The organism is Streptomyces sp. NPDC057854 (assembly GCF_042797055.1).
GTDB lineage: Bacteria > Actinomycetota > Actinomycetes > Streptomycetales > Streptomycetaceae > Streptomyces.
On record NZ_JBHVMF010000011.1, the window covers coordinates 25832 to 52270 of the forward strand.

The window sequence follows — 26439 nt, forward strand, 5'->3', positions numbered from 1 at the left end:
TCGCATATCGCTGGCGACACCGGCGGACTGCCGGGACGGCTGGAGACTGGCTGACCGCTGGTGAGACCGACGAAGTCCGATTCGGGATCCCGCTGCGGTTTACAGGTGGCGTCCGTCCCAGCGGATTCCTTTCCCGCCGGGGATACGGGCGCTTCCCTTGCGTACTGCCGCCGCGGACCTCCCCGGCTCGGGCCCGGCGTTCGCCGGGTCGAAGACGACATCGACTCCGCCGGGCACCAGTCGCAGCGCCTCCTGAGCGATGTCCGTGTGCTGGTAGTCGATGGGGGACCTGGCTCCCAGGCCGGCCAGGAACTCCTGGTCGTCGTTGCGCCCGGTGGCGAGGACGACGAGCCCCGCGAGCGCCGCCGCGGTCAGGGCCGCGGTCGGGAGTGCGGCACCTTGTGCCGCCGTGAGGCCGGCGGGACGTACGGCCGCCGCGGCGGTGGCGTTCACCAGCGTGTACTCGGCCAGTGCTCCGGAACGGACGCCGTTCCAGGCGATGACGGACTCGCCGGTGCTGAAGCCGGTGACACCGGGGCCCACGGCCTCGATCACACCGCTGACGTCGACGCCCGGGACGAACGGGTGGCGCACGGGCAGTGCTCCCCGTGCCTCTCCGGTGACCAGTACGTGGTCGACGGCGTTGAGGGCGGCCGCCTCCATCCGTACCAGGAGCCGGCGAGGGCCCGGCTCGGGGTTGGGCAGTTCGGTGAACTCCACACTTTCCAGAGGTCCGTACGTCTGCGCGACGAGGGCTTTCACAGTGTTCTCCTCGGTCGCCCGTCGTGGGCGCGGGATCGGTGAGTGGGAGGGTCGTCCGGTGTGGTGCGCGCCGCGCCGGCCGGAGTCGTACCGCCCGTCGTCATGGGTGTTCGTGTCGGGCACCTGCCCGTCTGTGGCCTCGGGTGCGCCTGTCCGCGGCCACACCACCTGGAGCACGCGAACGACGCGGCTCCCCGCTCAGCCGTAGGTGATCGTCACCCGCTCGAAGCCCAGCCCGCCCAGGAGGCTCTTCAGCATCGCGGTCGTGTTCCGCTCGGCCCGTGCCGTCAGGCCGGACTCGCGGGCGGCGTCGCCGATCCGCTGGGCGGCGAGGACGTTGACGGCTTGCTCGCTGGACGGGTTGTCCGAGAAGAGGTCGCCCAGACGGTCGAGCAGACCGCGCTGCTTGGACACGGCGTATGAGCGCTCGGGGTCGAGCGCCGGGGCGGCCAGCCGGGCGTGCGGCAGGCGCAGAGAGGCCTCGGTGCGGTCGGCGTCGACGGTCACGGCGTCGTCCCCGAGGGCGCCCAGGTCGACGTAGGCGCCGACGCTGCCGTGGGCCACGTACAGGGTCCGGGTCCCGCGGATCGCGTCCGGCAGGAACCGCGCGTCGTGCTCCAGGTCGACCACCACCTGGTAGCTCCCGGAGGCGCCCTCGAACCTGCTCAGGTCCTGGACGGACTTCAGGACGGCGGGACCGGAGCGGTCCTTCACGTCCGTGGCGAAGATGCCCGGCAGGGCGATTCCCTGGAGCCAGCTGATCAGCATCAGGATGGCGGCGAGCACGAGCAGCACGGCAGTGACCACGCGCCACCTCCCGTCGGATCGCGCGCGCGTCCGGGCGGCCGGCGAGGGTCTGCTCTCGGTGTCTTCTCCCATGGAAGCCGAGTGCCCGTGCCTGCCTTCTTCATGCTCAACTCCATTGGAATCGGCAGCTGTTGATGCTGCCGATGCGCGTGGTCCGGGTGAGGCGGCTCCTGCGGAGCGCGCGGCATGCGGGACCCCGGCGGGGGTACGCGGGGTCCGTTCGCAAGCGCTCGTCAGGCGGTCACCGAGCGACCGCCGAAGGGGAGGAAGAGGCACATGGCCGGTTGGAGACCGAGGAGAAAGCGGGCCGGAGCGGCAGGGGGCGGTACGACGGCGCCTGCCGTGAGCCGCGAGCGGCAGAGCGCTGGGCACCCGGACGGGAAAGGGCCGCGCGGGAAAGGACCGGACGCGGACGGCCCGGGCAGGACGAGGCCGCACGCCGGGGGGCCGGAGGGGGAGCCGATGAAGACGCCGGAGCCCGCGGCCCCGGTCCGCCGCGGGCCGGGGCGGTTCGTGCGGGCGCTGGTCGCCCTGCTGGCCCTCATGGGCATGGTGGCCTTCGCCGTGGTCCTCGCCCGGCTCACCCTGGAAGCGTCGCCCGAGTCCGTGCCCCTCACCCACAGCAACCTGACACCGGGCCGGTCGATCGAGAGCTACCTCAGCCGGCCCGAGTTCGTCGACACCGTCAAACAGCTCGGCGGCAACATCGCCCTGGGCATCCCCTTCGGGATCCTTCTGCCGCTGCTGTCCCGCCGGGCCCGCGGCTTCCTCCGCGTCGCGCTCCTCACCGCCGCCACCATGCTGCTCGTGGAACTCGTGCAGGGCGCGCTCATCACCGGCCGCGCCTTCGACATCGACGACGTCCTCCTCAACACAGCCGGAGCCCTCCTCGCCTACGTGCTCATCGGCCGGCGGATGGGACGCGCCGTCCACCCCCGCACCCGAACCCGCCGGTGGTGGCACCGGCACCCCGTCGAACCGTCGCTCTGAGGAACCGGCACCGAGCGGCACACGACCGGCGGAGCATCCCGAACAACCCGACGCCGGCACACCGACCCCCTCCAACGGGGGCAACGTGTTCGGAGTTGGTGCTGGTCAATCGGCACGCCCTACCGCCAGGGGGAGGTCGCGGAGCTGGCGGCGGGAGGTGACGCCGAGCTTCTTGAAAACGTTCCGCAGGTGGGCGTCGATCGTGCGCGGGCTGAGGAAGAGCTGGGTGGCCACCTCTCTGGAGGTGGCGCCGGTGGCGACGAGCCGGGCGATCTGGAACTCCTGGGGAGTCAGCGGGTGTGGGGTTCCGGTTCTCCGCGCCGGCACCCGTTCGCCGGACGCCTCCAGTTCGCGGGCGGCTCGTGCGGCGAACGCGCCGGCACCGATGGCGGCGAGTTCCTCGTGTGCGGCGCGCAGTTGAGCACGGGCCTCCGTGAGGCGTTCCGCGCGCCGCAGCCACTCCCCGTGGAGGAGTCGCGCCCGTGCGAGGTGGACGGTTCCTTCGCTGCGGCCGAGCTGGACGATGGCTTCACGGTAGAGCTCGTCGGCGGCCGGCCCGTCGGTGAGCAGCGCCCTGGAGCGCAGCTCAACCCCGGTCGCCCAGTGGGTGCCGCCGGCCGCGGTGCGTTCGGAGAGGCGTTCCAGCACCGGGACGGCCAGGTCCCGGCGGCCGGCTCGTACCGCGGCCTCCACGAACTCGACGGGCACCCAGGAGTTGAAGCCCGGTTCGTCGAGATCGCACGCGGGACGCGACGCCTGCAACGCCGACTCGTACTGGCCCAGACCGTTGTACAGGACGGCACGGGCGTACTCCGTGACATTGGCCAGCCGGCCCTCTCCCCGCTCGTGCGAGGCGCGTGTCGCGACATCGGCGAAGGCGGCGGTCCCGGTCTCGTCCCCGCGCCAGGCTGCGAGGGAGACGTCGACGTACACCACGGGGGGAGCTCCCGCGTCGACCGCGATCGTGTGCGTCTCGTCGACCAGTGCCGCCGCGTGGCTGAACTCCCCCGCGTGGATGTGCGCGAGGGCGCGAAAGCTCAGCAGGACCGGCAGGTCCGCCAGGGCGCCGCGCCGTCGGGCGAGGGCGATCTGCCGGTCGGCCAGCGTCCGCCAGGCGGCGTCGTCCCAGAGGTCCATCGCGGCGTTGCAGGCCATCCACACCTCGCCCAACCCGTATTCGTCACCGTTCCCCGCACGGCGGTAGGCGTCGATGGCCCGGCGCAGCAGCGGGGCGGCGGGGGCACAGCCCTCACTCACCTGGGTGGCCAGGCCGTCGAGGAGCAGGTCGAGAGGGCGGGCGGGCCCGACGAGGGGCGGCAGGGCCCGTGCCGCGCCGGCCGCGTCGAGGAGGCGCGCCCCGTGGGCGAACCGGCCGACGAACACGGCCGCAGCGAAGGCGTCGAGTACCAGTTCGCGGGCTGCCGCCGGGTCGCTGTGGGCCGTCACCTCCGCGGCCCTCAACAGCTTCGTCACCGCTTCGTCGTCGCGTTTCCTGTCGAAGGAGACGCGGGCGCGGAGGGCGGCTGCTTCCGCCCGCCGGGGGGTGTCGTCCGCCCTCAGGTCCGTCTCGGCCATCGCCACCAGCTCCAGAGCCGCGTCGGCGGCGCCGGTGTCCCGTTTGGCTCGGGCGGCCGCCAGGGCCCGGGTGGCGCGGCGGTCGGGGTCCGGTGTCAAGGTGGCCGCCCGTTCAAGGAACGCGGCGGTGGCCGCGATGCCGCCGCGTGCCCGGGCTCGTCCGGCGGAGCGTTCGAGCGAGGCGGCGACATCTTCGTCGGGGCCTGCCGCCGCCATGGAGCGGTGCCAGGCCCTTCGGTCGGGCTGATCGTCGTCGGTGACCTCGGCAAGTGCCCGGTGTACCGCGCGGCGGTCTTCCGGGAGCGCGGTGCGGTAGACAGCCGAACGCACCAGTGGGTGGCGGAACCTGACCCATGGGCTGACGGTCAGCAGCCCGGCGTCCTCCGCCGGTGTCGCCGCTTCGGGATCGACGCCGAGGAGTCGTGCGGCACGGTGGAGCAGGGAGGGCTCCCCGATGGGTTCGGCCGCGGCGGTCAGCATCAGGAGCCGGGTCGGGGCGGGCAGTGCCTCCAGCCGCGTCCGGTAGCTCGCTTCGACGCCTCCCGGTGCGGGCCCCGTCGCCGGCGGCGCGAAACCGCCCGCCAGGTCCGCCGTCTGCGGCAGTTCGAGCAGTGCCAGGGGGTTGCCCCCTGCCTCGGCGACGATCCGCTCGCGCACCTGGCGGTCGAGCGGTGCCCGCAGCCGGGAGTCGAGCAGCCCTCGGGCGTCGGCGTCGGTGAGTCCGCTGAGACGCAGTTCCGGTAGCCCGGCCAGTTCCTCACCGCCCGCCGGCTCCCGGACGGCGAAGATGACCGTGATCGGTTCGTCCTGGATCCGCCGGGCGACGAAGGCGAGGACCCGCGCCGAGGCCCGGTCGAGCCATTGGGCGTCGTCGATGAGACAGAGCAGGGGTTGCTTCGCCGCTGCCTCGGAGAGGAGGTTGAGCACCGCGAGACCGAGGTGGAACCGGTCCGGTGTGCCGGTGCTCAGCCCGAAGGCCGCCTCCAGCGCGCCGCGCTGGGGGTCCGGCAGCCGCCGCAGCACACTCAGCATGGATGCGCAGAGCTGGTGGAGGGCCGCGAACGCGAGCTCGCTCTCGAACTCGGCCCCGGACACCCGCAAAGTACGGACTCCTGGTGCCGTCCTCGCGTAGTCCAGCAGAGTCGTCTTGCCGATGCCCGCTTCGCCGCGTATGACAAGGGTTTCACCCCGCCCCGCGCGCGCCCGGTGCAGGAGTCGGTCGATCACCTGGGCCTCGTGCGAACGGCCGAGGGGTACCTGGCGTTGCGGAGGCAGGTGGGGGGTGGGCATCGATGGTCCTCCGCCACCGTGGCACCTCGGTGTCCGGCCTCCGGGGGGCGGGGGCGTCGGGCTTGCCCGGGACGGCCGCCGAAGCCACACGGCACTGTCTCGGACAGCGGTGATACCCCCTGATCACGAGCCTATGACATGCCTGATGGGCCGTCAACGAGGGAGTTGCGCGGGCGGTGCCGGTGTCGTCGTGCCGGTCGCGGCGGGGGGCGTGCCACAGGGGTTCGGGGAGGGGAATGGGACCGGTCGATGCGCACACCGTCCGGTCCCGCCGGTTCCGCGCGTCACCCGGGGTCAGAAGGTGACGGTCACCTTTCCTCGGATGTGTTTGGTGGCGAAGTCGGTCAGCGCGCGACGGGCTTCGGCGAAGGGGTAGTCGGCACCGATGGTGGGGCGGAGTTCACCGGTGGCCGCCAGCGCTGCCAGCGAGGCAAGCCTGCCCTCCGGGGTGGTGGTCCCGCCGTAGACGGCGGTGACGCCGCGTTCGAAGGCGGCCGGTCCGCGCAGCGGTGAGACCAAGCGGCCGCCCTTGCGTACCGCCGCCGCGGACCTCGCCAGCGCGGGCCCGGCGTTCGCCAGGTCGAAGACGACATCGACTCCGCCCGGTACCAGTCGCAGCGCCTCCTGGGCGATGTCCGAGTGCTGGTAGTCGATGGGGTAGCTGGCTCCCAGGCCGGCCAGGAACTCCTGGTCGTCGTTGCGCCCGGTGGCGAGGACGACGAGCCCCGCCCGGTCTGCGAGCTGCACGAGGTAGGAACCCACTCCCCCGCTGGCCCCCACCACGAGCACGGTGTCGCCGGTGTCGGCCCCGGCGAGGTCCAGGAGCGCCGCCGCGGTCAGGGCCGCGGTCGGGAGTGCGGCACCTTGTGCCGCCGTGAGGCCGGCGGGACGTACGGCCGCCGCGGCGGTGGCGTTCACCAGCGTGTACTCGGCCAGTGCTCCGGAACGGACGCCGTTCCAGGCGATGACGGACTCGCCGGTGCTGAAGCCGGTGACACCGGGGCCCACGGCCTCGATCACACCGCTGACGTCGACGCCCGGGACGAACGGGTGGCGCACGGGCAGTGCTCCCCGTGCCTCTCCGGTGATCAGCACGTGGTCGACGGCGTTGAGGGCGGCCGCCTCCATCCGTACCAGGAGCCGGCCAGGGCCCGGCTCGGGGTTGGGCAGTTCGGTGAACTCCACACTTTCCAGAGGTCCGTACGTGTGCGCGACGAGTGCTTTCACTGTGTTCTCCTCGGTCGCCCGTCGTGGGCGCGGGATCGGTGAGTGGGATGGTCGTCCGGTGTGGTGCGGGCCGCGCCGGTCGGCGCGGCCCGTTGGCCCGTGGGTGCGGAGGCGTGCCGCGAGGGGCCCTTCGCGTCACAGGGGCAGGGTGCGGTGCAGCCAGCGCACCCGGGCCGCCCTTGCCTCACCGGACAGCGTGGCCTGCGGTGCAAGGGCGTCGAAGCCGTGGAAGGCGCCCGGCCAGACGTGGAGTTCCGCCTGCCCGCCGGCCCGCCAGATCCGGGTCGCGTAGGTGACGGCCTCGTCGCGGAACGTCTCGGCCGAGCCGGCGTCGATGAAGGCCGGTGGCAGCCCGGACAGATCCGCCGCCCGCGCCGGCGCCGCGTACGGGGGGACGTCGGGACCGCCGCGCAGGTCCCCGAGCAGAGCGCCCCAGCCGGTGTTGTTCGATGTGCGGTCCCACACTCCTTTGCCGGCCATCTGGCGGCCTGACGGGGTGTCGTCGCGGTCGTCGAGCATGGGGCAGACGAGTAGTTGTCCCGCCGGCTGCGGGTCGCCTCGGTCGCGCAGGAGAAGGGACAGGGCGGCGGTGAGCCCGCCACCCGCGCTGGCACCGGCGACCACGAGCCGGCCGGGGTCGATTCCCATTGCACGGGCGTGCCGGATGGTCCACAGCAAGCCCGCGTGGACGTCCTCCAGTGCCGCGGGGTAACGGTGTTCAGGCGCCAGCCGGTACTCGACCGAGACGAGGACCAGGCGCAGGTCCTCCACCCAGTCCAGCATCTCGGCCAGGAGGGTGCGGTTGTCGCCGAGGACCATCCCACCGCCGTGGGTGAAGTAGACCGCCGGCAGCGGGACCGTTGCCCCGGCCGGGCGGCAGATCAGCAGCGGGACACCAGGCGCACCGGCCGGACCGGGCACGGTGCGCTCCTCGAACTCGACGGCACCGCCACGGCGCAGGTCCTCGTCGGACGGTCTGGTCGAGGCAAGGGACCGTCGTAGGGCCGGGATCATGCCGGGCAGGACCGTGGGCGGCATGATCGCGAAAAGAGGCCCGAGCGCTTCGGCCAGTTCCGGGTCGAACGGGGGCGGTGGTCCGGCGCTGCTCTCGGGAGTCATGACGAACTCCTGCTCGATCGTGGGGATGAAGAGGGGGGACGTGGGGGTGAAGAGGGAAAACAGGGTGCGGCTTCCGGGCCCCGGGCGAGCGGGGTCGTGGTCGGGCGCGACCGGACCGGACCGGCGGCGGGACGCCAGGTCACCGCCGCAGGCCGGCCCGTCCTCATGTCCGGGCGTCGTGTGGACCGATGGACCGACGGAGGAAGCCGCTCCCCGGGCCCCGGGGGGGGGGAGCCGGTGTCACGCCTGGTCGAGTCCGAGGAGCTGGAGTTCCCAGGCGAGGCTCGTGCCGAAGCTGCCACCGTGCTGGAGCATGATGTCGGTGATGCCCGGGACCGTCTTCTCACGGGCCCAGTCCCGCTGCCACTCCGATATGACGGTGCCGGCGCAGGTGGGGACGACACCGGCCTGGATCATGCGCTGTACGCCGCGCTCGTGGGCCTCTGTCGTCGTGGCGCCCGAGGCGTCCGTCACGGCGAAGACCCGGTAGCCGTCGGCGATGGCGTGGACGGCGGGCCAGGCCAGGCAGATGTCTGTCCACAGGCCGGCCATGACGAGGTCCTTGCGACCGGTCGCGGCGACGGCGTCCACGACGCGCTGGTCTTCCCAGGTGTTGATCGCGGTACGGTCGATCGACTCCTGGTCGGGGAAGACGTCCTGCAACTGGCCGATGATGCGACCGCCGCGGTCCTGCACCACGGTGGTCAGGATGGTCGGCACGTCGAACAGCTTGGCGCCCTTCGCCAGGGCGGTGACATTGTTGACCACCAGGTTGGTGTCCGCGCTGCCCATTCCCGCGAACTGGGCACCCTGGTGGTCGATCAGCAGCAGCACCGACCTCTCGGGGGTGAGCAGGGCGTCGAGGCCGGTGTAGGTGATGCCGTTGGTGGCTGCCATGAAGTCTCTCCGGTGTCCGTATCGGTCACGGCGCTCGCTTTCCGCCGCTGAACCGAAGTTCTCACGCGGCCGGCCGCCTCGGCATCGGTGATGATCGCCTACAGCCGTTGCCTAGTTCTGCAACGGTTTCCGCTGCGACGGTAGGCAGGTGGGGGACTCCCGCTCCCGAGCCGAAGTCGACACCGAACGGTCCGTGCGCCGCGGCGAACTCCTCCTCGCCGTGGCCACCGACCGCGACCTGAGCGCCCCCTCCGCCCCCTTCCCGACAGCCGGCTGCGGTCTCCTGCGAAGCACGCTCCGCACCAGGTCCACGGCCGTCCACGACCGCACCGGGTGCACTGGCTCTCCGTCGCCACCACCCCGACCCGCCTCGCCGAACGCAGCGAGGGCCTTCGAGCCGCCCGAGCCACCCACCGGGAACGCGTGGCCCAGGTCAACGGCTCCGCACCCCGTCCACGCGAACTCGGACCGCCCACCAGGAGCTCACGCCTCCAGCCTGCCGGTTCCCGGCGTGCCCCGGCCTGAGCGGTGAGGCAGGTCGGTGGGTTGTCCAACGACGGGCACAAGCCCGGCCGGCATGGCTACAGGCTCATGGTGCTGCGGGCCGGGGTGGGACCGTGCCAGTCCAGGCACAGGACAGTGGCGTCGTCCCGGGGCGGACGGCCGTCATAGGCATCGCTGACCGAGCTGACCAGAGTGCGCACCACTTCGCGGGGATGGTCGGCGGCGGTCTTGCGCAGGAGGTCCGGCAGGTCCACGCTTTGGGCGTCCCGTTCCTGCATGCCGTCCGTGTGGAGCAGCAGGCGGTCACCGGGTCGCAGGTCGAGGGGTTGGACCTGGTAGGCGTCTTGGATGACGACGCCGAAGGGCAGGTTCACGGTCAGGCTCAGTTCGCTGACTGCGCCGTCCCGCAACCGCAGCGGCCAGGGGTGGCCGGCGTTGACGAGCTGGGCGCCGGTGCCGTCGAGGGCGATGCGCAGGAGCTGGCCGGTGGCGATGGTGTCCCGGCCGTGGTCGAGGAGCGCCCGGTGGACTTGGCGGGCCTGTTCGGCGAGGTCTTCGCCGGCGCGGCGGGCGCCGCGGGAAGCGTTGACCAGGAGGGTGGCCATCAAAGATGCGCTGACGTCGTGGCCCATCGCGTCGGTGATCGACAGGTGCAGGGTGTGGGCGTCGAGACTGTAGTCGTATGTGTCGCCGGCGATGTCCGAAGCGGGGACCAGGGCACCGGCGAGGGTGAACTGGGGAGCTTCGCAGGCGGAGGCGATGGGGAGGAGCTGGCGCTGGATCTCGGCGGACAGGCTCACGTCCGTAATGCGGTTGCCCCAGTGGTAGAGGTCGGTGAAGCGCCGGTCGGTGACGATGACGTACGCCAGCGCGTGCGCTGCCTCCTGGATCTGCTCCAGCACGTCCTGAGTGGCGTCGGCGAGGAAGAGTTCCAGGACGCCGATGGCGTCGCCGCGGTTGGTGACCGGGGCGAGGACCCGCTGCCCTCCCGGGCCGTCCGGTGCCCGGAGCAGGCGCTGGCTGCGCAGGACCTCGTCGTAGACGCCGCTGCCGGCCAGGGGAACCTGCTCGGCGCGGTTCTCCTGCTGCTGAGTGGCGGTGTCGTGGACCCGCAGCAGGCGTCGGCCGACGACGTCGACGAACAGGAACGACACATACCGGGCGCCGAATCGCTGTCGTAGATTGCGCGCCACCACGTCCAGCGAGTTCACCGGAGCAGCGGCCTCGGCAGCCGCCAGCACCTGCTCCAGCCCCATCCGGTCACCAGCCACGTCAGCCTCCAAGGGGTTGCGGGCTCTCCTTCTCGTTCGGCCGAAACAATCACCACGCGGACCTTGTCGGCAACCCCGACACACGTCGGAAGAAAGACATCCACCGATCTCGTCGCTCGCGGTGAAGCCCGGAAGCGCCTTCACGTCGCGAGACCTCCGGGACAGGTTCGCCGCAGTCCCGCGGGCGGCGGCGCTTCGGTCGACGGGGCAACCACGCCGAGGTGCAGATCCCGCCATGCCTCGACAACGGGGACCCTGATCGGCCGGACACGACCTCATCGGCGAGCAGCCCTGCCCCTGGGCGGAGCCGACCATGCCCTCCGCAAGGGCACGCCGACGGGATGAGCCTGCTGAGGGAGAGCAGGAGCAGGACGTGATCCACGAGGGGCGTCGGCCGTTACCACCTGCTCACCAACCCGGATCGAGGCATTCTGGCGGTGCTGGTCGAACCAACGATGTGTCAGCCAGTCACAGGTCCCGGAGCATGGGCGTCCTGAGCAGATCCTCCCGCCCGGCCCACTCGAAGAGGCTGACGCCAGCACGGCGTGATGCGTGGGGTGTGGCGTCTCCCCGACGTCGAGGAGCCGGGCGGCGTCGGGGTCGGAGTCCCACCGTTCGGTCAGGCCGTCGGAGTGGAGCAGGACGGTGTCGCCCTTCGCCAGTGGCGTCTCCGCGGCGGCGCAGGGCTGGTCGGGGAGGACGCCGAGGATGAGTCCGGGGCCTCCGGGAAGCGGAGGAAGGAGTGAGGCGCGGCCGTCTCGGAGGGGTACCGGGAGGGGCGGCCGCGCAGTTCCGGCGGAATACCTCGCGCTCGGCGTGGTAGCGGGCGATGACGGCGGTGGCTGAGGACTCGATGCCGTCGCCGCAGGCCATATGGTCGAGCCAGTGGGGAGTTGTTCGACGGGAACGTCGGTGGAGGCCGGCCAGGGCGTACCGGAGCTTGGCCATGAAGGTGACGGCCTCCAGGCCGTGGCCTCGGGCGTCACCGAGGGCGGGCAGGAGCCGCCCGCCGAGGAGTCTGCGGGCCTTGGCCAGTCACCGCCCGCCCCGGAACCGGTGGAGTCGGGACGGTGGACAACAGCGGTGTCGATGCCGGAGGAGGCGAGCCCGCCCGGGGAACGGGGCAGAACGGCCACGCGGAGGGACTCGGCGACCTCGCCGAGCGCCTCGGCCCGGCGCGCCGGTGGCGGGCCTCCTCACCGGCAGCCGCCGCCAGGGACCGGGCGACGGTGTCGTCGGTGATGTCGACGAGGACAGCGCTGACGGCCCGGACCGGGCCGCCACGCGGCCTGACCGGTTCGGCGAACGAACCGGATGACGCGCTCATTGGAGGCCGCGGCACCGCTGTCCTTCTCTGATGAGGAGGACAGCGGTGCCGCCGTCGGCCATAGCGGGCACAGCGCGGTGCACCGGCCGGAATCCGGGGCGCCACCGGCCCGCACGGATCCGGTTCACGCGGAGGGTCGCGAGGACCGTTCCCACAGCGCGGGGCTTGTGGAAGGCTCCCAGCCCTGCTGCGAGGTGTGGGCCTGCAGGCAGCGGTAGCCGTTCCCGTTGTAGGTGACCTGGTCTCCCACGGCGTAGGCGACACCTGCCTGCCAACTGCTGGACGAAGTCGGGGTCGGTGTCGGAGATGGCGTCTGCGTCGGGGCCGGCGTCGGGCTCGGGGAGCCGGTGGTGCCGTAGACCTTCAGCTCGTAGAGCGAGTAGCCGTACGGAGTGGCCCGCTGAGTGCCGTAGACGCGGACATAGCGCGCGTCGCCCGTCACCGCGATGTCGTCGGTGCCGCCGTCGCCTCCCGTGACGGTGGCGAGGTCGGTCCAGGTGGCGCCGTCGGCGGAGGACTGGATCCGGTAGGCGGAGGCGTACGCGGCCTCCCAGTCGAGGCGGACCCGTGACAGCGCGGCGGCGGCGCCGAGGTCGACGCGGATCCATTGGGGATCGGAGCCTTCGGCGGAGGCCCAGCGGGTGGCGCTCTGGCCGTCGACGGCAAGAGCGGGCTCGAAGCCTGGGCCCTCGGTGGAGGAGGCCGTGGTCGGCCGGCCCTGGGAGAGCAGGGTCACGGTGCCGGGCGCCTGGGCGGTGGTGACGGTGAGGGGTGTGGACGCGGCCGAGCGGTTGCCGGCGGCGTCCCTCGCCCTGACGGTGTAGCTGTACGGGGTGGCGGCGGCGAGGCCGGTGTCGGTGTAGGTCGTGCCGGAGACGGTGGCGGTGAGGGTGGTGCCGCGGTAGACCTCGTAACCGGTCACGCCGACGTCGTCGGTGGCCGCGTTCCAGGCCAGCGAGGCGCTGTCGGCTGTGGTGCCGGTCGCCCGCAGTCCGACTGGGACGGTCGGCGGCTGGGTGTCGGGGCCGGGGGTGCCGCCGGTGAGCTGGTAGGCGCGCATGTTGCGGAGCAGCAGGTAGGTGTCGCGCAGGGAGTTGGAGGTGTCGCCGAGTGAGCGGTAGATGCCCCACTTGGGTCGGACCCGGTCGGCGAGGAAGGTGTCGACTCCGGTCTTGGTCGCGTCGACGACGGTGGTGGCGCCGTTCTTGACCACCCATCGCACCGAGCCGGCCGCGCCATCGCCGATCTTGATCTCGTACTCGATGTCGATCCACTTGTTCTGGAGGGGCTCCAGGTTGGTCCTGCCGACCAGGACGTCCCCGGCGATCACCTTGTGCTCGATGGTCTGCACGCCGTTCACCCGGCGCAGCGAGGTCACCGTGATCGGGGAGCTGCCGGTGCCGGGCTGCTTGGTCTGCATGATGTGGGTGAAGCTCGTGGTGGCCACCAGCGAGGTGGGGATGTACATCGAGTACGTCACCCGCCAGGTCTCGCCGAGCTTCCACTGGAGGTAGGCGGAGGACGAGGTCCGGTTGCCGGTGACCTCGTGCCGCTGCCGGTCGGTTGACGTGTCCCGGTCGACCACATGCATGTCGAATCGATAGGCGTCGCCGGCGACCTTGATGTGCGGCCCGCCCGCGGGGTGCGAGTCCGCCCGGTCGTCCTCGATGGTCTCGAAGGCGTCGAGACCCTGGACTCCCGGAGCGGGAGACCATCGGAGCGTCCAGACGGGCGCGGCTCCGGCGGGCCCTGAGGAGAGCAGCGGCCCGAGCAAGGCCAGCAGGAGCGCGGCCAGCAGGACCGGCAGCGCGCGGCGGTGCTTCATGCGTCACCCCTCGAGTGAGATTGTCAGGTACGCGGCATACTGCCGCAGGAAGTGAGTGTCAGTAAAACTTCCTAACAAACAACGCCCGGCGAGGACCGCCCCCGTCCGACGTCGGCCCACCATCCCGGGATGACTTCGGACCGGAGGCAGGCAGGAGAGTCTCCTCGGTCCCCTCGTCGCTCCGCCCACAGCCGTGGATCGCGACGCGTACCGCCCGGGCGAGCGCGCGTCGCCCGCAGAAGTCCTTGCGGGAACACGCGGGTTCATGCCCCCGGTGGCGCACGTGAGGGACGTCCGCCTCGACCGGGTCCTGGAGCAGCGAGCGGGCGCCCGGGCGAGCGGCGAGACGGGCCCGCGGGCGAACTGGCGAACGGCCGCACCATCCGGTCGGAAGCCGCGTTCCACGGCTCTCGACGGTCTACGCCCGGACCTGCCGTGGACCTGCCCGGCTCGCCGACGCGTACGCCCCGAGCTCTGCGCCCGGGACGTGACGCGCCGGGCGCGGGGCACGCGGCACGCGGCACGCGGCACGCGGCACACGGCACACGGCACACGGCACACGGCACACGGCACACGGCACACGGCACACGGTACGCGGCACACGGCACGGCCGGCATCCCCATGACCGGACCGGCACCAATCGGCCGTGCCCTGCTTGGACGCATCCTTCTACACCACCCACAGGTGACACACTGACGACCTTCCCGAGCGACGATGCGGCGATCGTCCACTTGGATTCGTCGGGAGCGCGGCGGGCGGTTCGGGATCGTGGAAGTCCTCCGCGTGGGTCGGCTGCCCGACTTCAGGTAGCCCTGGAGCGGTCGGCGCGAGCGAGGTTGTCCATCTGCCGATCGGCAACACCAGCGGGTACAGCGCGACGGCGGCCGGCGGAGCCGGAAAGTGCGCCGCTCGCCGCGCGGGCAACCTGTGGCCCCATCCCGGCAGCGGATCGCTTACGAGCGGATGGACGCTGGTGAAGACCGACCGACCTGACAAGCCACGGCAGTCGTTCCGACCGCACACGCGCACCTCAAAGAGCGTTTCATTCCTTCTTATGCGTTTACACCCCCAATGCGGGACGCTATTGGACCATGAGAGGCGCAGTGGCAGGATGTACTGATGGGGATGATCGATAGCGACAGCGAAGCCGTCCAGTACGTACGGTTCCAATCGCCTCACCGGAACAGCCGAGGCCACTTCACCGGCGTTTTCGGGCTCGTCAATAATCTGGCGAGGGAGGGAAAGCTCTCGGACGAGCAGGAGAACTTCCGCCGCCGTAACAACAGTTGGTACGACGCCGCGTACACCGACCCCTCGACCGTTGACCCCCACGTCTACGACGATGAGATCAATCCCGGCGCGGCGGCATGGTTCAAGCCGTCTGCCATTCATCTCCTCGCTCGCGTCTCCGGTTACCTGGAGATCCTGTCCGCGCACGGCGTCGACTGTCGGGCTGTGCGTTCCGCAGACCCGGGGAGGGTCATTTACGAGGACGACGTACAGATCGTGGTCGTGCCACATGCACTGGACGAGACTGCCGCCCACGAGAGCACCCACACCCAGAAGTGACGCGGCGCGCGGCCAGGTTGCGCATCAGGTGTCGCGCAAGTTCGGAGTGGATTCGCGGGTGAGTCTCCGGCTTATGAGGTCGATCATGACGATATGGATCATGGCTTCGGAGCGGTGGGGGTGAGCTTCGTAGACACGGGCGAGCCGGCGGTGGTGCGTGAGCCCGCCGAAGGTAGCCGGTGCCGGCCCATGCCTTGGTCACAGGCGGGTGGCGGCGATGTGGGGCATCAGGTGCAAGCCGCCGACGTTGTCGGAAACGCTCGCCGCGGTGACGCGGACGGCCAGGAGCAGGCCGAGGGTGTCCACCACGATATGGCGCTTGCGGCTGGGGCGGAGCGGTCCGGGCGGCGGCCGTCCGTGGTGCCTGCCGCAGGCGGACCGGATGCTGCTGGTGGCGGTGGACTGAGGCCGCTGGCTCGACGGGGACCAGGACCATGGCGAGTCTCGTGAAACGGCGCGCACAGCCAGGACGTCAAGGCGGCGAACAGTTGACCGGCAGTACGGGTCCGGGTCTGCTGGTGGTAGGGCCGCGGCCCCCCGGACCGTCGACGCCGCGGTGGAGGGGTGCCGGGCGACTTCAGGGCCTGCCCGACGCGCCGGTGGCCACGGGGAACCCAGCGCACGGGGCGCCTGGAGCAGAACCCAGGCGCCCGCGTCGTCCGGCCTGACGCTACTTCAGCAGGGTGCGGAACTCGTCGAAGTCGAGGACCCCGTCGTGGTTCGCGTCGGCCGCCATGGCCTTCTTGACCTCTTCCGCGAGGTGCCCATGGGCGCCCTCGGCCTTGAAGCCCTCCGCCAACTCGACGACGTTGATCCGTCCGTCGCCGTCCCTGTCGATCTCGTCAAACAGCGCCCTGAGTTCGGCCTCGTTCACGGTATACCTCTCTCATGTCCACGGGCCTCGGAGGCCCACGTCCCACCACCCTGCCATACCGTCGAGGGCACGCTGACGGCCAAGCCTTCGGGCGGGACCGCCTCGGTGACCATCGCCTCGGGCCACCGCACTCCGAACAACACGCGGGCCTGTCGAGACCGAAGGACGCCGGCGCGGACCCGCGCACCGGGAGCAGGAACCACGGGCGGGGGTGTCATGGCCGGCCTGGCGGCCGCATGGGGCGTCGGCATAGACCTTGATGGCGTCGGCCTCGGCCTGGTCCGCGCTGCCAGCGCGCGCTCCTGTGCCACGGCAAGCGCGGAACCACCCATCAGTCCTGCGGGTAGCCGATCTCGGTGATGTCCTCGGCCAGGTCTGCGAGAGTGACCTCCGCGTTCAGCGATGACACGAGCTTCTGGCTCAGTGGTCGCAAGGCGTACACGTCACGCACCGCTTGCAGGTCCACGGGAACCTCGTAGTAGTCCTCGGCGAAGCGCCGGAAGGCTTCGGGCGAGCGGTCGACCAGGAGCTCGAACAGGCCCGTTGCCCCGTCGGGGTCGGAACTCCCGGTGGGGAAGTCGATCACTCCGTGCCGCCACCGATCATCCGTCGCCTCCCGCCACAGGCAGGCCGTCACGACGGGGACGTCGTCCTCGTCGCTGAACGCCGGCTCGTCGACGAAAGGCTTGAAGACCTCCGGAACCTCGTCGATCACTCCCGGCCAGGGCTCGCCATCGTTGCCGTACGGGCTCATCGGTGCTTCGTGGTCGAAGCCGCGGACGTACGCTCCGGCTGCCGAGAACACGATGGAGTACTCGTCTCCCGACCCGTTGCGCATCGAGGCCATCTCCTCGCCGTCGGCCCAGACGGAGTTCAAGGAGTGGTATCGGCCTTCCCGGTCCGGGCTCAGGATCGCGTCGAGCATCGCCAGTGAGCGGCACAGGTTCCGCAGGTCAGCGGTCGAAGGCAGCCGACGGGCCACGTCATGGACAGTCACGTGCTCATCCAACCGGATGCCTCTGACACCCCTGAATCCTCCCCAGGGCTGTCACGCGCGCGAGCCCACCAGTACCGAGGCCGGTATCGCAGGCGCGTCAGCTGGTGAAGGCAGCGAGTAGGTCGGCGCGGGGGGCCGGGCGGGGGCGACGGTTGTCGAGGGCGGTGCAGGAGTGCCGGCCGCGGGAGGCCGTCCGCCGTCCGGGGTCTTCTTCCCAGCGGCGGGACGGGCCCTGCTCCTGGGCGTCCGGTGAGAGGAACCGGCTATGCGCACCGCGCCCCGCGTGTAGGGTTGTTGTCGTGAACACCGGACCGGCACTGCGCCATACACGGATTGGCCACCCGGTGGGCGGCTGATCGCTCGGCGGGTGCTAAGCAGGCACCCCCGTTCGGCACGCGGACCTCCAGCGCTCGCGCACCTTGAGCCCCATTTCCGCCGTGTCGAGCGACAGCGAGGCCATCCTCATGACAGTCACGTTCAACCACACCATCATCGCGGCGAAAGACCGCCGCGAATCGGCTCGCTTCTACCGCGAGCTCTTGGAGATCCCAGAAGCGCCGTCCTGGGGCCCGTTCACGAACATCCAGCTCCCCGACGGTGTGCTGCTGCAGTTCGCGGAGCCCCCGATGGAGATCCAGATGCAGCACTACGCGTTCCTGCTGGACGACGCAGCGTTCGACCGAGCCTACGCGCGTCTGCGTGATCGCGGCGTCGAGCACTGGGCCGATCCGCAGATGCGGCGCCCGCGCGAGATCAACAACGAGCACGGCGGCCGCGGCGTGTACTTCAAGGACCCCGCCGGCCACCTGATCGAGCTCATCACCCGCCAGTACCTGTAACGGTGTCCGGCCGGGTACCCAGACCTTGTACCCGGCCAGACGCGGTTCGGCCGAGCCGTCGTCCAACCAGCGGATTCCGAACCCGGCCAGCAGCTCGGATCAGCTTGAGCGCGGCCGCGCGGGGACGGCCTCAGTGCTGGGCCCTCCCGGGGGAAGGGTAGAAGCGCCTTGCGGCCGAGGTCGAGCGGTACCCAGCCCCGGGCCACGGGCTCGTCCCCTGGCGGAGTCCGGGAAGTGCCGGCCGTTCCAGCAGGTCCAAGGTCGGTTCCGACCGCCCAGCCGGTCCGGTAGAACCCATGCGTGCCGTTCTCACGGGCCACGATGACGTCGGCTCGGTTTCCGGGTCAGGATGACCGGTCAGGAGGCTCTCGGCCATCCCATTTCGGCGTCGAGGAGGCCTGGCAGCCGGGACAGGCGTAGGACCGGTACAGAGGGCCGGTCCTACGCGCCTCGGGCGACCGGAACCTCGATCGTGCGGTAGTAGTCGACCGCTCCACCGCGCGAGCAGAAGCGGGCGGCGAACGCGCGGCCGTGGCGGAACCGCCGCCGTGACGGGACTTCCTCTGCGGGCGTTCGCCTGGTCCATGGTGAGCGGTCCGTGAACCTGATGGACGCCTCAGGCGCGCAACTCGTCAAGTCGGGCGGGTCGTTGTTCGAGTGTGCGTCGGTGCCAGGGTAGATCCCCAGCGTCTCGGACAGGCGGTCCGTGTCCCTTCACACGTCATGGGACCGCCATCACTCGGTGAGCGCCACGCCCGTGGTCAGTTCGCGGGGTGTCCCGCCTGCGCCAGTACGTCGGGCGGGGCCCGGAATACGTCCGCCGCCGCGATCCGCCCCCTCTCAGGCCCCTCTCTGGTCCCTGGCGACGAGGAGTTGGTCTGGTCGACCCAGACGGTATGGCAAGCACGGTGGGCGCCGACCGCTGCCATGCCTCCTCCGATCACCCTGTCCGCGAGGGCACCGCCCTGCTCGCAGGCGAGCGGACGGCCCCGCCCGTCGCGGACGAGGCGGGCGGACGAACTCCCCACTCGGCATCGGACAGTCATGGCGACGTATCACGCCACCACGATCCACCAACGGTGATCATTTGAAGACACCTCCCGGGGTGCGCGTCCTCGCGACGTCCGGCCGGCGCGTGTGCCCGGGGGGCCGGGGTGGTCAGTGGTGGGGGCGGCGCAGGCTTCGGGTCAGGCGGACCGCGCCGTACACCAGAAGGACGTTGACGGCCGCGCCGGCGGTGACGAGGGCGGCGGAGGCGAAGGGGTTGCCGGTGGCGTCCGGGTCCGGGTCGGTCTCCGGGTCGAGGAGCGCGAGCGGGTACAGGAGCCCGACGGTGACCAGGACCGAGCCGGGGAAGGTCGACAGGTGCAGGAGGTCGAGGAAGCCGTCGGGCCGGGCTCCGGCGAAGGCGCGGACGAGTCCGGCGACCGCGACCAGGCCGGTGTAGCCGATCGCGAGGACGCATCCGGTGCGGCGCTTGCGGCCGGTGGATGGGCCGGTGGACGGGGTGGGGCCGGAGTTCATGGGTTCTCCTCGCGGGTGCCGGATGCACGGTGGGCCCGCGCCCCGTGTTCGGGACGCGGGCCCACCGGCCCTCATTATTGAACATGTTCAATTGTTATGTCGACCTGGGGGCTCACCCCGGGGCGATCCCCGCGCGTCTCACCCGTGGACGAGCCGTGCGGGGATCTGCCCCGCGGAGTCGGCCCGGGCGTGTCCCGTGGGGGGTCTCTCCAGGCCGAGCCGGTCCGGGTCAGAACTTGTCGCGGACGACCTTCCGCAGGTTGCTGCCCAGCTTGTCCCAGTACTTCTTCGCCATCGCCTCGTTGAAGCTCCGGCCGAGGACTGCCGCGCCACCGCCGAGGTGACCGCGGATCTCCAGCTTCATCCGGCCCTTCTTCTTGTAGAGGTCGAAGCCGACCCAGCCGCCGGGCCAGTCGGGGTGTCCGAAGCGGGCGCCGAGCTGGAGGTAGCTCTTGCCGATGCTGTTGACGTTCACGGGGAAGTACCACGAGACGCCGAGCACGACGGGCCGGAGGGTGAAGTCCTGTCCTTCCCGGGTGATCTTGTTCGGGCGGCCGGGGATCGGGAAGACGGCCTTGAAGTGGCTCTTCCAGTACTTGAAGACGGACTTGTCCGACGCGCCGGTCCTGCCCAGGTCGTAGTAGCGGTAGTAGTCGGCGAGGCCGCTGGTGTCGCTGCAGCCGACCGGGTCGCCGCCGCAGTAGACGTAGGCGTTCTTGCCGCCCGCGTACTTCGGGTCGGCCTGGAGGAAGCGGCCGGTGGCGGGGTCGTAGACGCGTGCGCCGGTCAGGACCCGGCCGCTGAGGGTCTCGCTGGAGACCTGGGTGGAGCCGAGCCAGCCGTAGCGGGCCGCGCGGGTGTCCTCGGCCGGAAGCCCGTACTCGTCGTAGCGCTGGACCGACGTGCCGGCGGGGGTGGTCAGGTCGAGCTGGACCGCGATGTCCCCGTGCAGGTTGGCCAGCTGGAGCACGACGCCGCCGCCGGGGCCGGTGATCGCGCCGAGTCCGCCGGTGAGGTCGTTGACGAAACGGGTGACCGTGCCGTCGGAGTGCGCCGCCCAGTCGGGGTTCGAGGAGTCGTCGCCGAAGTGCTGGGTGACGGTTCCGGCGGCGTTCCACACGCCGTCCTGGCCCCGGGCCCAGGTCGTGGCCACGGCGGGCCGGCTCGCGGCGTCGAGGTCCCAGACGCGGCGCTGCGTGCCGACGGTCTCCGACCGCAGCAGGTCGCCGGTGAAGTACTCCAGCGTGGCGGTGCCGTCGGTGGTGGCACGGCCGAAGGCGTCGTACGTCCGGCCGGAGCCGGTGAGCCGGTCCGCGCTGTCGTACGTGTACGACTCGGTGGTGACGGCCGCGTCCGCGGTGGCCCCGTCGCAGTCGTCCCGGGTCGTGGACTTCGACGTCCGGTTGCTGTTGGCGTCGAAGCCGTAGGTGCGGGCCAAGCACCCCGCCGCGGAGGTGTCGGTGGCGCCGGTCAGCCGTCCGGCCGCGTCGTAGACGAGGTCGGTGGAGACGCCGGTGCCGTCGGTCTGGCTGTGGCCGGCCATGCGGCCGTTGACGCGGTGCTCGGCGATGTCGGCGAGGACGGTGGTGCCGGCGGCGTCGGTGTACTCGCGGGCCGTCGTCCGGTCGGCCGGGTCGGTGGTCACCTTCAGCCGGTAGCCGCCCGGCATCGCCTGGGTGACCAGCCGGCCGTCGGCGTCGTAGCCGGCCGTGAAGGTGCCCGCCGCGGAGTCGGTGAGCGTGGCCAGCCGGCCGGCGGGGTCGTACCCGTAGGTGGTGCTCGCCCCGGTGGAGTCGGCCGACTTCACCGGCCGGTCCAGCAGGTCGTACTCGGTGGTGGCGGTGTTCCCCGCCCCGTCCTGGTACGAGACGAGACGGCCGAGCGTGTCGTACCGGTACGAGATCGTCTTCCCGCCGGACGTCTGGCCCGTCGTCTTCCCGGTCTCCGGGTCATAGGTGAACACGGTCTCCGGCACGGCCGTGCCCGGACCGCCGGTCGAGCTCGTCCGGGCGCGCCGGCCGGCGTCGTCGTAGGTGACGGTGCTGGTCAGCGTGGCGCCGTTGGCGGTGCGGGTGGTGGTGGCCACGCCGCCCCAGCGGTTGTACGTGTACGCGGTGGTGGGCGCGTCGGCGGGCGTGCCGCCCGTGACCTTGCCCGCGGGCTCGGTCCGGCACAGCAGGCCGGCCCATTCCGGGCGTCCGGCGCACGCTCCGGTGCCGCCGGCGGTCCAGTACGTGTACGTCAGGGTGCCGGCGTCGGTGCCGTTCGAGGCGGGGAGGCTGGTGGTGGCCAGCTTGCCGTCCGCGCGGTACGTGGAGCGGGTGTTGCTCAGCTGGTTGCCGTCGGCGTCACGGGTGAGCAGGTCCTCGCCGGTGGCCCAGTTGTAGGTGGTGACCGTGGTCCGGGTGTCGGCGTCCTGGGGGTAGCCCTCGATCGCGGCGCCCGTGACCGAGGAGGTGGGCAGACCGGACACGGCGGCGTCGGCCGGACGGCCCTCGTCGTGCTTGTTGGCCGTGTGCTCGCGGGCGGGGACGAGCGCGCCGGCCGGCAGGGCCGGGTTGGCGCCGGATGCCGCGACCGGTCCCGCGAGGGAGACCAGGTGGAGGGGGCCGTAGGAGTGCAGCACCCGCTGGCCGTCGGCGGAGTACACCGTGGAGGCGGAGAGCCGCTCGGCCCGCTCGGCGGTGCTCAGGCCCGCGATGCCGAGGGCGGAGAGCTGGTCGGCCGCGTCCGGACCGGTGCCGAGGGCGAGGTTGCGGTTGGCGGCGGACAGCGAGGACACCTCGTTGCCGAAGGCGTCGTACTCGGTGGTGGTCAGACCGCCTCCGGGTGTGGCCGTGTTCGTCTCGCGCCCGTTGGCGTCGATGTAGGTGACCGAGGCGCGGCCGTAGCCGCCCGCGGCGAGGTCGGCTCCGGTGGAGGAGGCCGGGACGGAGTCGGCGGGGAAGACGGCCGTCGCGTCGGTGGGGACCTCGTTCTGCGCCCAGGCGCCGACCGTGGCCCGGTCCATCGTGCGCGGCGCGGCCGCGCCGGTCAGCGGGACGTCGTAGACGACGGTGCTGGTCGCGGTGGACTCCGCGGTGTCGACCGTGCCCTGCTTCAGGGTCGGGCGGGTCACCTTCAGGAGCATGCCCTCACCGGCGGTGAGGGACGAACCGGCCTTGCCGTAGTGGAAGTTCCACGGCTGCTCGGTGCCCGGCATCATCCAGAAGACACGGCCGGCCGCGTCGTACGAGTACTGGACCTGCGTGGCCTGCGAGTAGTGCGGGTTCCACTGCTGGCGCAGCCGCCCGGACTTGTCGTAGCGGTAGCGGGAGAGGACCTCGTCCCGGGCGGAGGCGGCACCGGGGTCGGTGGCCCACAGCTTGATCTCCTTGACCTGGCCCGCGATGTCGCCGAAGTCGGCGGCCGTCGACCAGCCGGTGGCCGTGGTGGCCGTCGCGTAGACGAACTCGATGACCCGGCAGCCCTTGGTGGACGGCGCGGCCTGGCAGGTCGCGGCCGGGACGGCCTCGGTGGGGGAGATGAGGTACTTCGGACGGACGACCGTCGCGGAGTTCTGGGTGACGGTCTCGGAGACGACGGCGACCGTCGAGTCGTCCACGGCGGCGGCGGAGGTCGCGAGCGTCCAGGTGGTGGCGCCCGTACCCGCCTTCGCGAAGACGGTGACCGTCGCGTCGGTGTCCTTCAGGGTGAAGGTGTCACCGGTGAGCGAGCCGGTCAGGGTCAGCGTGCCGGCCCCCGCCTCGGGCTCCCAGCCGCCGCCCGCCTTGGCGGTGAAGGCGGTGGAACCGCCGTCGGCGTCGACGATCTCCACGGAGGTCGCCGACGTCTTCCGCAGCTGCGTGTAGCCGCTGCCGGAGGTCTCGGCGCTGACGGAGGAGACCCAGCCGGGGCCGAAGATGGCCGACTGGCCCTCCGAGTCGTCGGGGTTGGCGCGCGAGGAGGCGGTGCGGTTGACCGCCACGTCGAACGCCTGGACGTCCTTGGCGCTCAGCTTGTAGTCACCGGTCAGCAGGTTCACCGACCCGGGGCCGACCTGCGCGGTCGGCGCCTCGCCCGCGTTGCGGTCGACGACGACCTCGGCCTCCGGGGAGGCGTCGGTGGTGGTGCCCTCGCCGAACACCGCGCGGATGTCCACGGGGCCGTCGTTGGCCAGGGTGTCGGTGATGTTCCAGTACAGGGACGCCGGCTTCCCGCCGGTCACGGCGAGCGGCCAGGTGCCGACCGTGGCGCCGTCGAGGGAACGGCGCACGTCGGCGACGGGCACGTCCTTCCAGGCGTCGGCCTCGCCGTGCCGGTACTGGTAGCGCACGTTCGTGTAGGTGGTGCGGCCCTCGGACGCCAGCGTCACCCGGCGGGCCGGGCGGTCGCCCTCGGCCGGGGAGACCAGGGCCGCGCCCTTGCCGGCGGAGAAGGAGTACACAGTGTCGGCCGACACGTTGCCCGCCGCGTCACGGGTGTGCGCGGTCAGGGTGTGCGCGCCCGCCTTGAACACGAGGGACCTGGTGACCGCCGCGCCCGTGGTGGCGGCGGTGATCCAGGCGCCGGAGTCGAGCCGGTACTGGACATCCTTCACGTCCGCGGTGGGCGGCGTGAAGGTGAAGGAGCCGGTGAAGTCGCCGTCGGCGTTCGGCGTGCCGGACCACTGCCCGGCCGGGAAGTCGGCCGAGGAAACGGCGGTGACGGCCGGCTTGGCGGTGTCGACCGTGAAGGTCTGCCAGGCGGACCAGGTGCCGTTCCAGCTGGTGCCGTCGTGGACCGCGGCGCGCCACTTGTAGCTGCCGGGCGCCAGCGCGGTCGCGGCCGTCCACGGCGCGTTGGCGCCGGAGGCGACGAAGGCCGACTTGCCCGTCTGCACGGCGGCGGTGCCGGTCGGCGTCCAGATCTCGTACGTGAGCTGGACGGTGTTGCCGTCGGCGTCGGTGGCCTTGCCCGTCAGAGTCGGCGTGGTGTCGTTGGTCGACGTGCCCGACAGCGGGGAGAGCGGCGTCGCGGCGCCCGGCTTGGTGTTGTACGTGACGGTGAGGGACGGCTCGTACGCGGCGTTGTGGGAGCCGTCGGTCTGGTTGGCCGAGTGGTAACGGCGCCAGGTCAGCACGTCGGTCTCGTCCACGGCGGCGAGCCGCACGCCGTGGTTCGGCTGCCCGTCGGCCCAGGCCTGGACGATGGCGTCGATGTCCCACGACACGTGACCGGCCGGGCAGCTCGTGCTGTAGCCCTTGGCGGCCTTGTTCACCACGGCGCCCGCGGTGGTGGTGGCCGGCTGGTTGGACCAGGAGATCGCCGAGGGGTCCCAGGCGCCGGTGATCCGGCGGACCTCGTTGCCCGAGTTCGTGGTGGTGCAGGTGGACGAGTAGGACGAGTACAGGCGCAGATCGGTGTCCGTGATCACCTTGCCCTTGTACTTGTCCACGTTGAACTGCAGGAAGGAACGGGCCTTCTCGGCGCCGTTGTACGTACCCGCCTTGAGCTCGGTCGAGCCGCGCTGGGAGGTCAGGTAGTCGTCGTACTGGATCCAGGTGTCGGTGACCGGACCCATCAGCGAGTCGGTCGGGTCGATCGTCACCGGGTAGACGAGGTTCGGGTCCGCGAGGAACGTCGCGTCCGGCTTGAGGACCAGGACCTGGCCCTCGCCGTCCTCGCCCTTCTCGACCTGGACGTCGACGGCGGCGATGTGCCGGGCGTCGCCGGAGGCGCGGTCGTAGGAGGAGTCCCACATGACCGGGGCGGGGGCGGTGGCCTTCGCCTTGTTCCGGGAGTCGTCCCAGCGCAGCCGCTTGTCGGCGGTCTCCTTCAGGGTCAGGCCGCTCGCCTCGACCGGTATCCGGTACTCCACCGGACCCTTGGGCTTCTCATGGAGGACGACGGAGTGCGAGAAGCCCTCCTTGAGGGCGGTGACGACGAGGTCGCCGCCCTCGACGGCGCCCTTGTACGTGGCGGTCGAGCCGCTCAGCTCGGGCGCGGGCAGCTTGCCCGCCCAGCCGATGCCGAGCGACTGCGTGCCGCGGGCCACCTCGACCAGGGGCTCGCCGGAGCCGCCGTCGGAGAGCGTCACGTCGGCCGCGGCCCGCTTGGGCCTGACGGCCGTGCCCGTGTCCACGAGCGAGGTGTCGATGGTCTGCCAGCGGCCGGCCGCGTCCTTGACCCGGATGGGACCGGTGTACGAACGCACCGACGTGCTGCCGTTCGGCAGCGCGTACGAGCTGGTGGAGTCGGTGCGCTCGTCGAGGATCTCGATCGCGCGCTTCTGGAGCCGCGCCAACAGGTGCGCGGTGGAAGCGTTCTGTGCCTCGGCGGCACCGAGGGCCGGCGTGACGGTGGCTGGGGTGCTCTCGGGCACGGCGACCGCCTGAGCGGCCACGGCCGTCTGAGCCGTGAGAGCGGCGACGGCCAGGGCGGCGACGGCGCGGAGCCGCCCGCCCGAGCGCCGGTCCGACGGCGCCGAGGCGCCGCCGGACCGGGATATGGAGTGGTTCACGTGGTGCGCAATCCTCTATGCGAAGGGTGCTGACCTGGGAAACCTCACACCATGCCCTCAAGTCCCCCACACACCGCCCCCCTCCTCGTTACCCCTTCGAGACAAGCACCCTGACGGAAACTCAGCTCGGAACGGGCGGTGGCGTAAGGAGGTTGAGGCGTTTTGACCTGGCGTCGGTTCTTCGGGAAATTCGGGATGACCGCGACGGGTGCATCCGGGTTTGGTGGTGCGTCGAAAAGCGGCAGCGATTCTTCGGAGTTCGGGGCGCTGCGCGGCTGGGCGGCGGCGTGCGGTCGTCACCTACATGCAACGGGCAGGAGACCAGTCCCGTCGGACCCCGCCCGGCACCGCCGGTCTGCCGGAAAACCGCCACGGGCATCGGCGCCCGGTACATCCCCCCTCGGAAGAGGACTCCGGGCGCGGCCGGTACGACACGTACCGGCAGGCGCAGGAAACCTCCTCTGCCAGCCGTGAGGCGTTCGTGGCTGAGGCGACCACGCTGCTGCAGACGGCTCCCGACACGAGACGGCTTTCCGACAGCCAGACCTGCTGGACCCGACA

At 71.5% G+C, this 26439-nt stretch carries 16 protein-coding genes and 3 pseudogenes; 3 read left to right on the top strand and 16 right to left on the bottom strand.

The features are described from left to right. Positions 1-99 precede the first annotated feature (99 nt). Both ACFVQZ_RS17515 and ACFVQZ_RS17520 read right to left on the bottom strand, forming a co-directional pair. Positions 100-762, bottom strand: a complete 663-nt coding sequence (locus ACFVQZ_RS17515) for an alcohol dehydrogenase catalytic domain-containing protein (RefSeq protein WP_383623461.1) — start codon at positions 760-762, stop codon at positions 100-102. Between the two features lie 198 nt (positions 763-960). Next, positions 961-1530 (bottom strand): DUF4230 domain-containing protein, encoded by a 570-nt coding sequence (locus ACFVQZ_RS17520; RefSeq protein ID WP_051787999.1) that lies wholly within the window; start codon positions 1528-1530, stop codon positions 961-963. 501 nt (positions 1531-2031) lie between these two features. Here ACFVQZ_RS17520 and ACFVQZ_RS17525 point away from each other — a divergent pair. Continuing rightward, positions 2032-2559 carry a VanZ family protein gene (locus ACFVQZ_RS17525; protein ID WP_383623464.1) on the top strand — a complete coding sequence of 176 codons (528 nt, stop codon included), beginning with the start codon at positions 2032-2034 and terminating at the stop codon, positions 2557-2559. Positions 2560-2664: 105 nt separating this feature from the next. On the opposite strand, the gene ACFVQZ_RS17530 is transcribed toward ACFVQZ_RS17525, so the two are convergent. The 9 genes and pseudogenes from ACFVQZ_RS17530 to ACFVQZ_RS17570 all read right to left on the bottom strand — a co-directional run. Beyond that, a complete protein-coding gene (locus ACFVQZ_RS17530; RefSeq protein ID WP_383623467.1) occupies positions 2665-5424 on the bottom strand; it encodes an AAA family ATPase in 2760 nt (919 codons plus the stop codon). A 294-nt stretch (positions 5425-5718) separates the two neighbouring features. Beyond that, positions 5719-6651: an NADP-dependent oxidoreductase gene (locus tag ACFVQZ_RS17535; RefSeq protein ID WP_383623470.1), complete on the bottom strand. Its 933-nt coding sequence runs from the start codon at positions 6649-6651 to the stop codon at positions 5719-5721. 135 nt (positions 6652-6786) lie between these two features. Continuing rightward, on the bottom strand, positions 6787-7770 hold the full coding sequence (locus tag ACFVQZ_RS17540) for an alpha/beta hydrolase (RefSeq protein ID WP_383623473.1): 984 nt from the start codon (positions 7768-7770) through the stop codon (positions 6787-6789). A gap of 240 nt (positions 7771-8010) precedes the next feature. After that, complete coding sequence (locus tag ACFVQZ_RS17545; RefSeq protein WP_383623476.1) at positions 8011-8667, bottom strand: hydrolase; 657 nt, start codon at positions 8665-8667, stop codon at positions 8011-8013. A gap of 581 nt (positions 8668-9248) precedes the next feature. After that, positions 9249-10442 carry a PP2C family protein-serine/threonine phosphatase gene (locus tag ACFVQZ_RS17550; protein WP_383623479.1) on the bottom strand — a complete coding sequence of 398 codons (1194 nt, stop codon included), beginning with the start codon at positions 10440-10442 and terminating at the stop codon, positions 9249-9251. A gap of 275 nt (positions 10443-10717) precedes the next feature. After that, positions 10718-11317 (bottom strand): SpoIIE family protein phosphatase, encoded by a 600-nt coding sequence (locus tag ACFVQZ_RS17555; RefSeq protein WP_383623867.1) that lies wholly within the window; start codon positions 11315-11317, stop codon positions 10718-10720. After that, positions 11298-11390 (bottom strand): annotated as a pseudogene (locus tag ACFVQZ_RS17560) (hypothetical protein); the annotation flags it as partial. The gene ACFVQZ_RS17555 and the pseudogene ACFVQZ_RS17560, both read right to left, overlap by 20 nt. A gap of 503 nt (positions 11391-11893) precedes the next feature. Further along, positions 11894-12829: a discoidin domain-containing protein gene (locus ACFVQZ_RS17565; protein WP_383623870.1), complete on the bottom strand. Its 936-nt coding sequence runs from the start codon at positions 12827-12829 to the stop codon at positions 11894-11896. Then, positions 12812-13594 (bottom strand): annotated as a pseudogene (locus tag ACFVQZ_RS17570) (Tat pathway signal sequence domain protein); the annotation flags it as partial. The gene ACFVQZ_RS17565 and the pseudogene ACFVQZ_RS17570, both read right to left, overlap by 18 nt. Positions 13595-14713: 1119 nt before the next feature. Between ACFVQZ_RS17570 and ACFVQZ_RS17575 the strand changes: the two are divergent. After that, on the top strand, positions 14714-15163 hold the full coding sequence (locus ACFVQZ_RS17575) for a hypothetical protein (protein ID WP_030495773.1): 450 nt from the start codon (positions 14714-14716) through the stop codon (positions 15161-15163). A 24-nt stretch (positions 15164-15187) separates the two neighbouring features. Here the strand turns inward: ACFVQZ_RS17575 and ACFVQZ_RS17580 are convergent. The 3 genes and pseudogenes from ACFVQZ_RS17580 to ACFVQZ_RS17590 all read right to left on the bottom strand — a co-directional run. Next, positions 15188-15487: pseudogene (locus ACFVQZ_RS17580) on the bottom strand (transposase); the annotation flags it as partial. A gap of 346 nt (positions 15488-15833) precedes the next feature. Then, positions 15834-16037, bottom strand: a complete 204-nt coding sequence (locus tag ACFVQZ_RS17585; protein ID WP_030495772.1) for an EF-hand domain-containing protein — start codon at positions 16035-16037, stop codon at positions 15834-15836. Between the two features lie 331 nt (positions 16038-16368). Next, the gene (locus ACFVQZ_RS17590; protein WP_383623484.1) at positions 16369-17034 is read right to left on the bottom strand and encodes a hypothetical protein; all 666 of its coding nucleotides are present in this window, start codon (positions 17032-17034) and stop codon (positions 16369-16371) included. A gap of 464 nt (positions 17035-17498) precedes the next feature. Here ACFVQZ_RS17590 and ACFVQZ_RS17595 point away from each other — a divergent pair, with 464 nt between their 5' ends. Continuing rightward, entirely contained in the window at positions 17499-17873 is a 375-nt protein-coding gene (locus ACFVQZ_RS17595; RefSeq protein ID WP_383623873.1) for a VOC family protein, read from the top strand. 1158 nt (positions 17874-19031) lie between these two features. Here ACFVQZ_RS17595 and ACFVQZ_RS17600 read toward each other — a convergent pair. Next, entirely contained in the window at positions 19032-19397 is a 366-nt protein-coding gene (locus tag ACFVQZ_RS17600; protein ID WP_051787990.1) for a hypothetical protein, read from the bottom strand. A gap of 229 nt (positions 19398-19626) precedes the next feature. Further along, complete coding sequence (locus ACFVQZ_RS17605) at positions 19627-25878, bottom strand: DNRLRE domain-containing protein (protein ID WP_383623487.1); 6252 nt, start codon at positions 25876-25878, stop codon at positions 19627-19629. Positions 25879-26439: the final 561 nt, after the last annotated feature.

Bases quoted from the DNA above. Each gene is read 5' to 3' on its own strand.
- ACFVQZ_RS17520 (WP_051787999.1), bottom strand. From the start codon at position 1,530: ATGCTGATCAGCTGGCTCCAGGGAATCGCCCTGCCGGGCATCTTCGCC.
- ACFVQZ_RS17525 (WP_383623464.1), top strand. From the start codon at position 2,032: ATGAAGACGCCGGAGCCCGCGGCCCCGGTCCGCCGCGGGCCGGGGCGG.
- ACFVQZ_RS17530 (WP_383623467.1), bottom strand. From the start codon at position 5,424: ATGCCCACCCCCCACCTGCCTCCGCAACGCCAGGTACCCCTCGGCCGT.
- ACFVQZ_RS17540 (WP_383623473.1), bottom strand. From the start codon at position 7,770: ATGACTCCCGAGAGCAGCGCCGGACCACCGCCCCCGTTCGACCCGGAA.
- ACFVQZ_RS17545 (WP_383623476.1), bottom strand. From the start codon at position 8,667: ATGGCAGCCACCAACGGCATCACCTACACCGGCCTCGACGCCCTGCTC.
- ACFVQZ_RS17565 (WP_383623870.1), bottom strand. From the start codon at position 12,829: ATGCGCGCCTACCAGCTCACCGGCGGCACCCCCGGCCCCGACACCCAG.
- ACFVQZ_RS17575 (WP_030495773.1), top strand. From the start codon at position 14,714: ATGGGGATGATCGATAGCGACAGCGAAGCCGTCCAGTACGTACGGTTC.
- ACFVQZ_RS17595 (WP_383623873.1), top strand. From the start codon at position 17,499: ATGACAGTCACGTTCAACCACACCATCATCGCGGCGAAAGACCGCCGC.
- ACFVQZ_RS17600 (WP_051787990.1), bottom strand. From the start codon at position 19,397: ATGAACTCCGGCCCCACCCCGTCCACCGGCCCATCCACCGGCCGCAAG.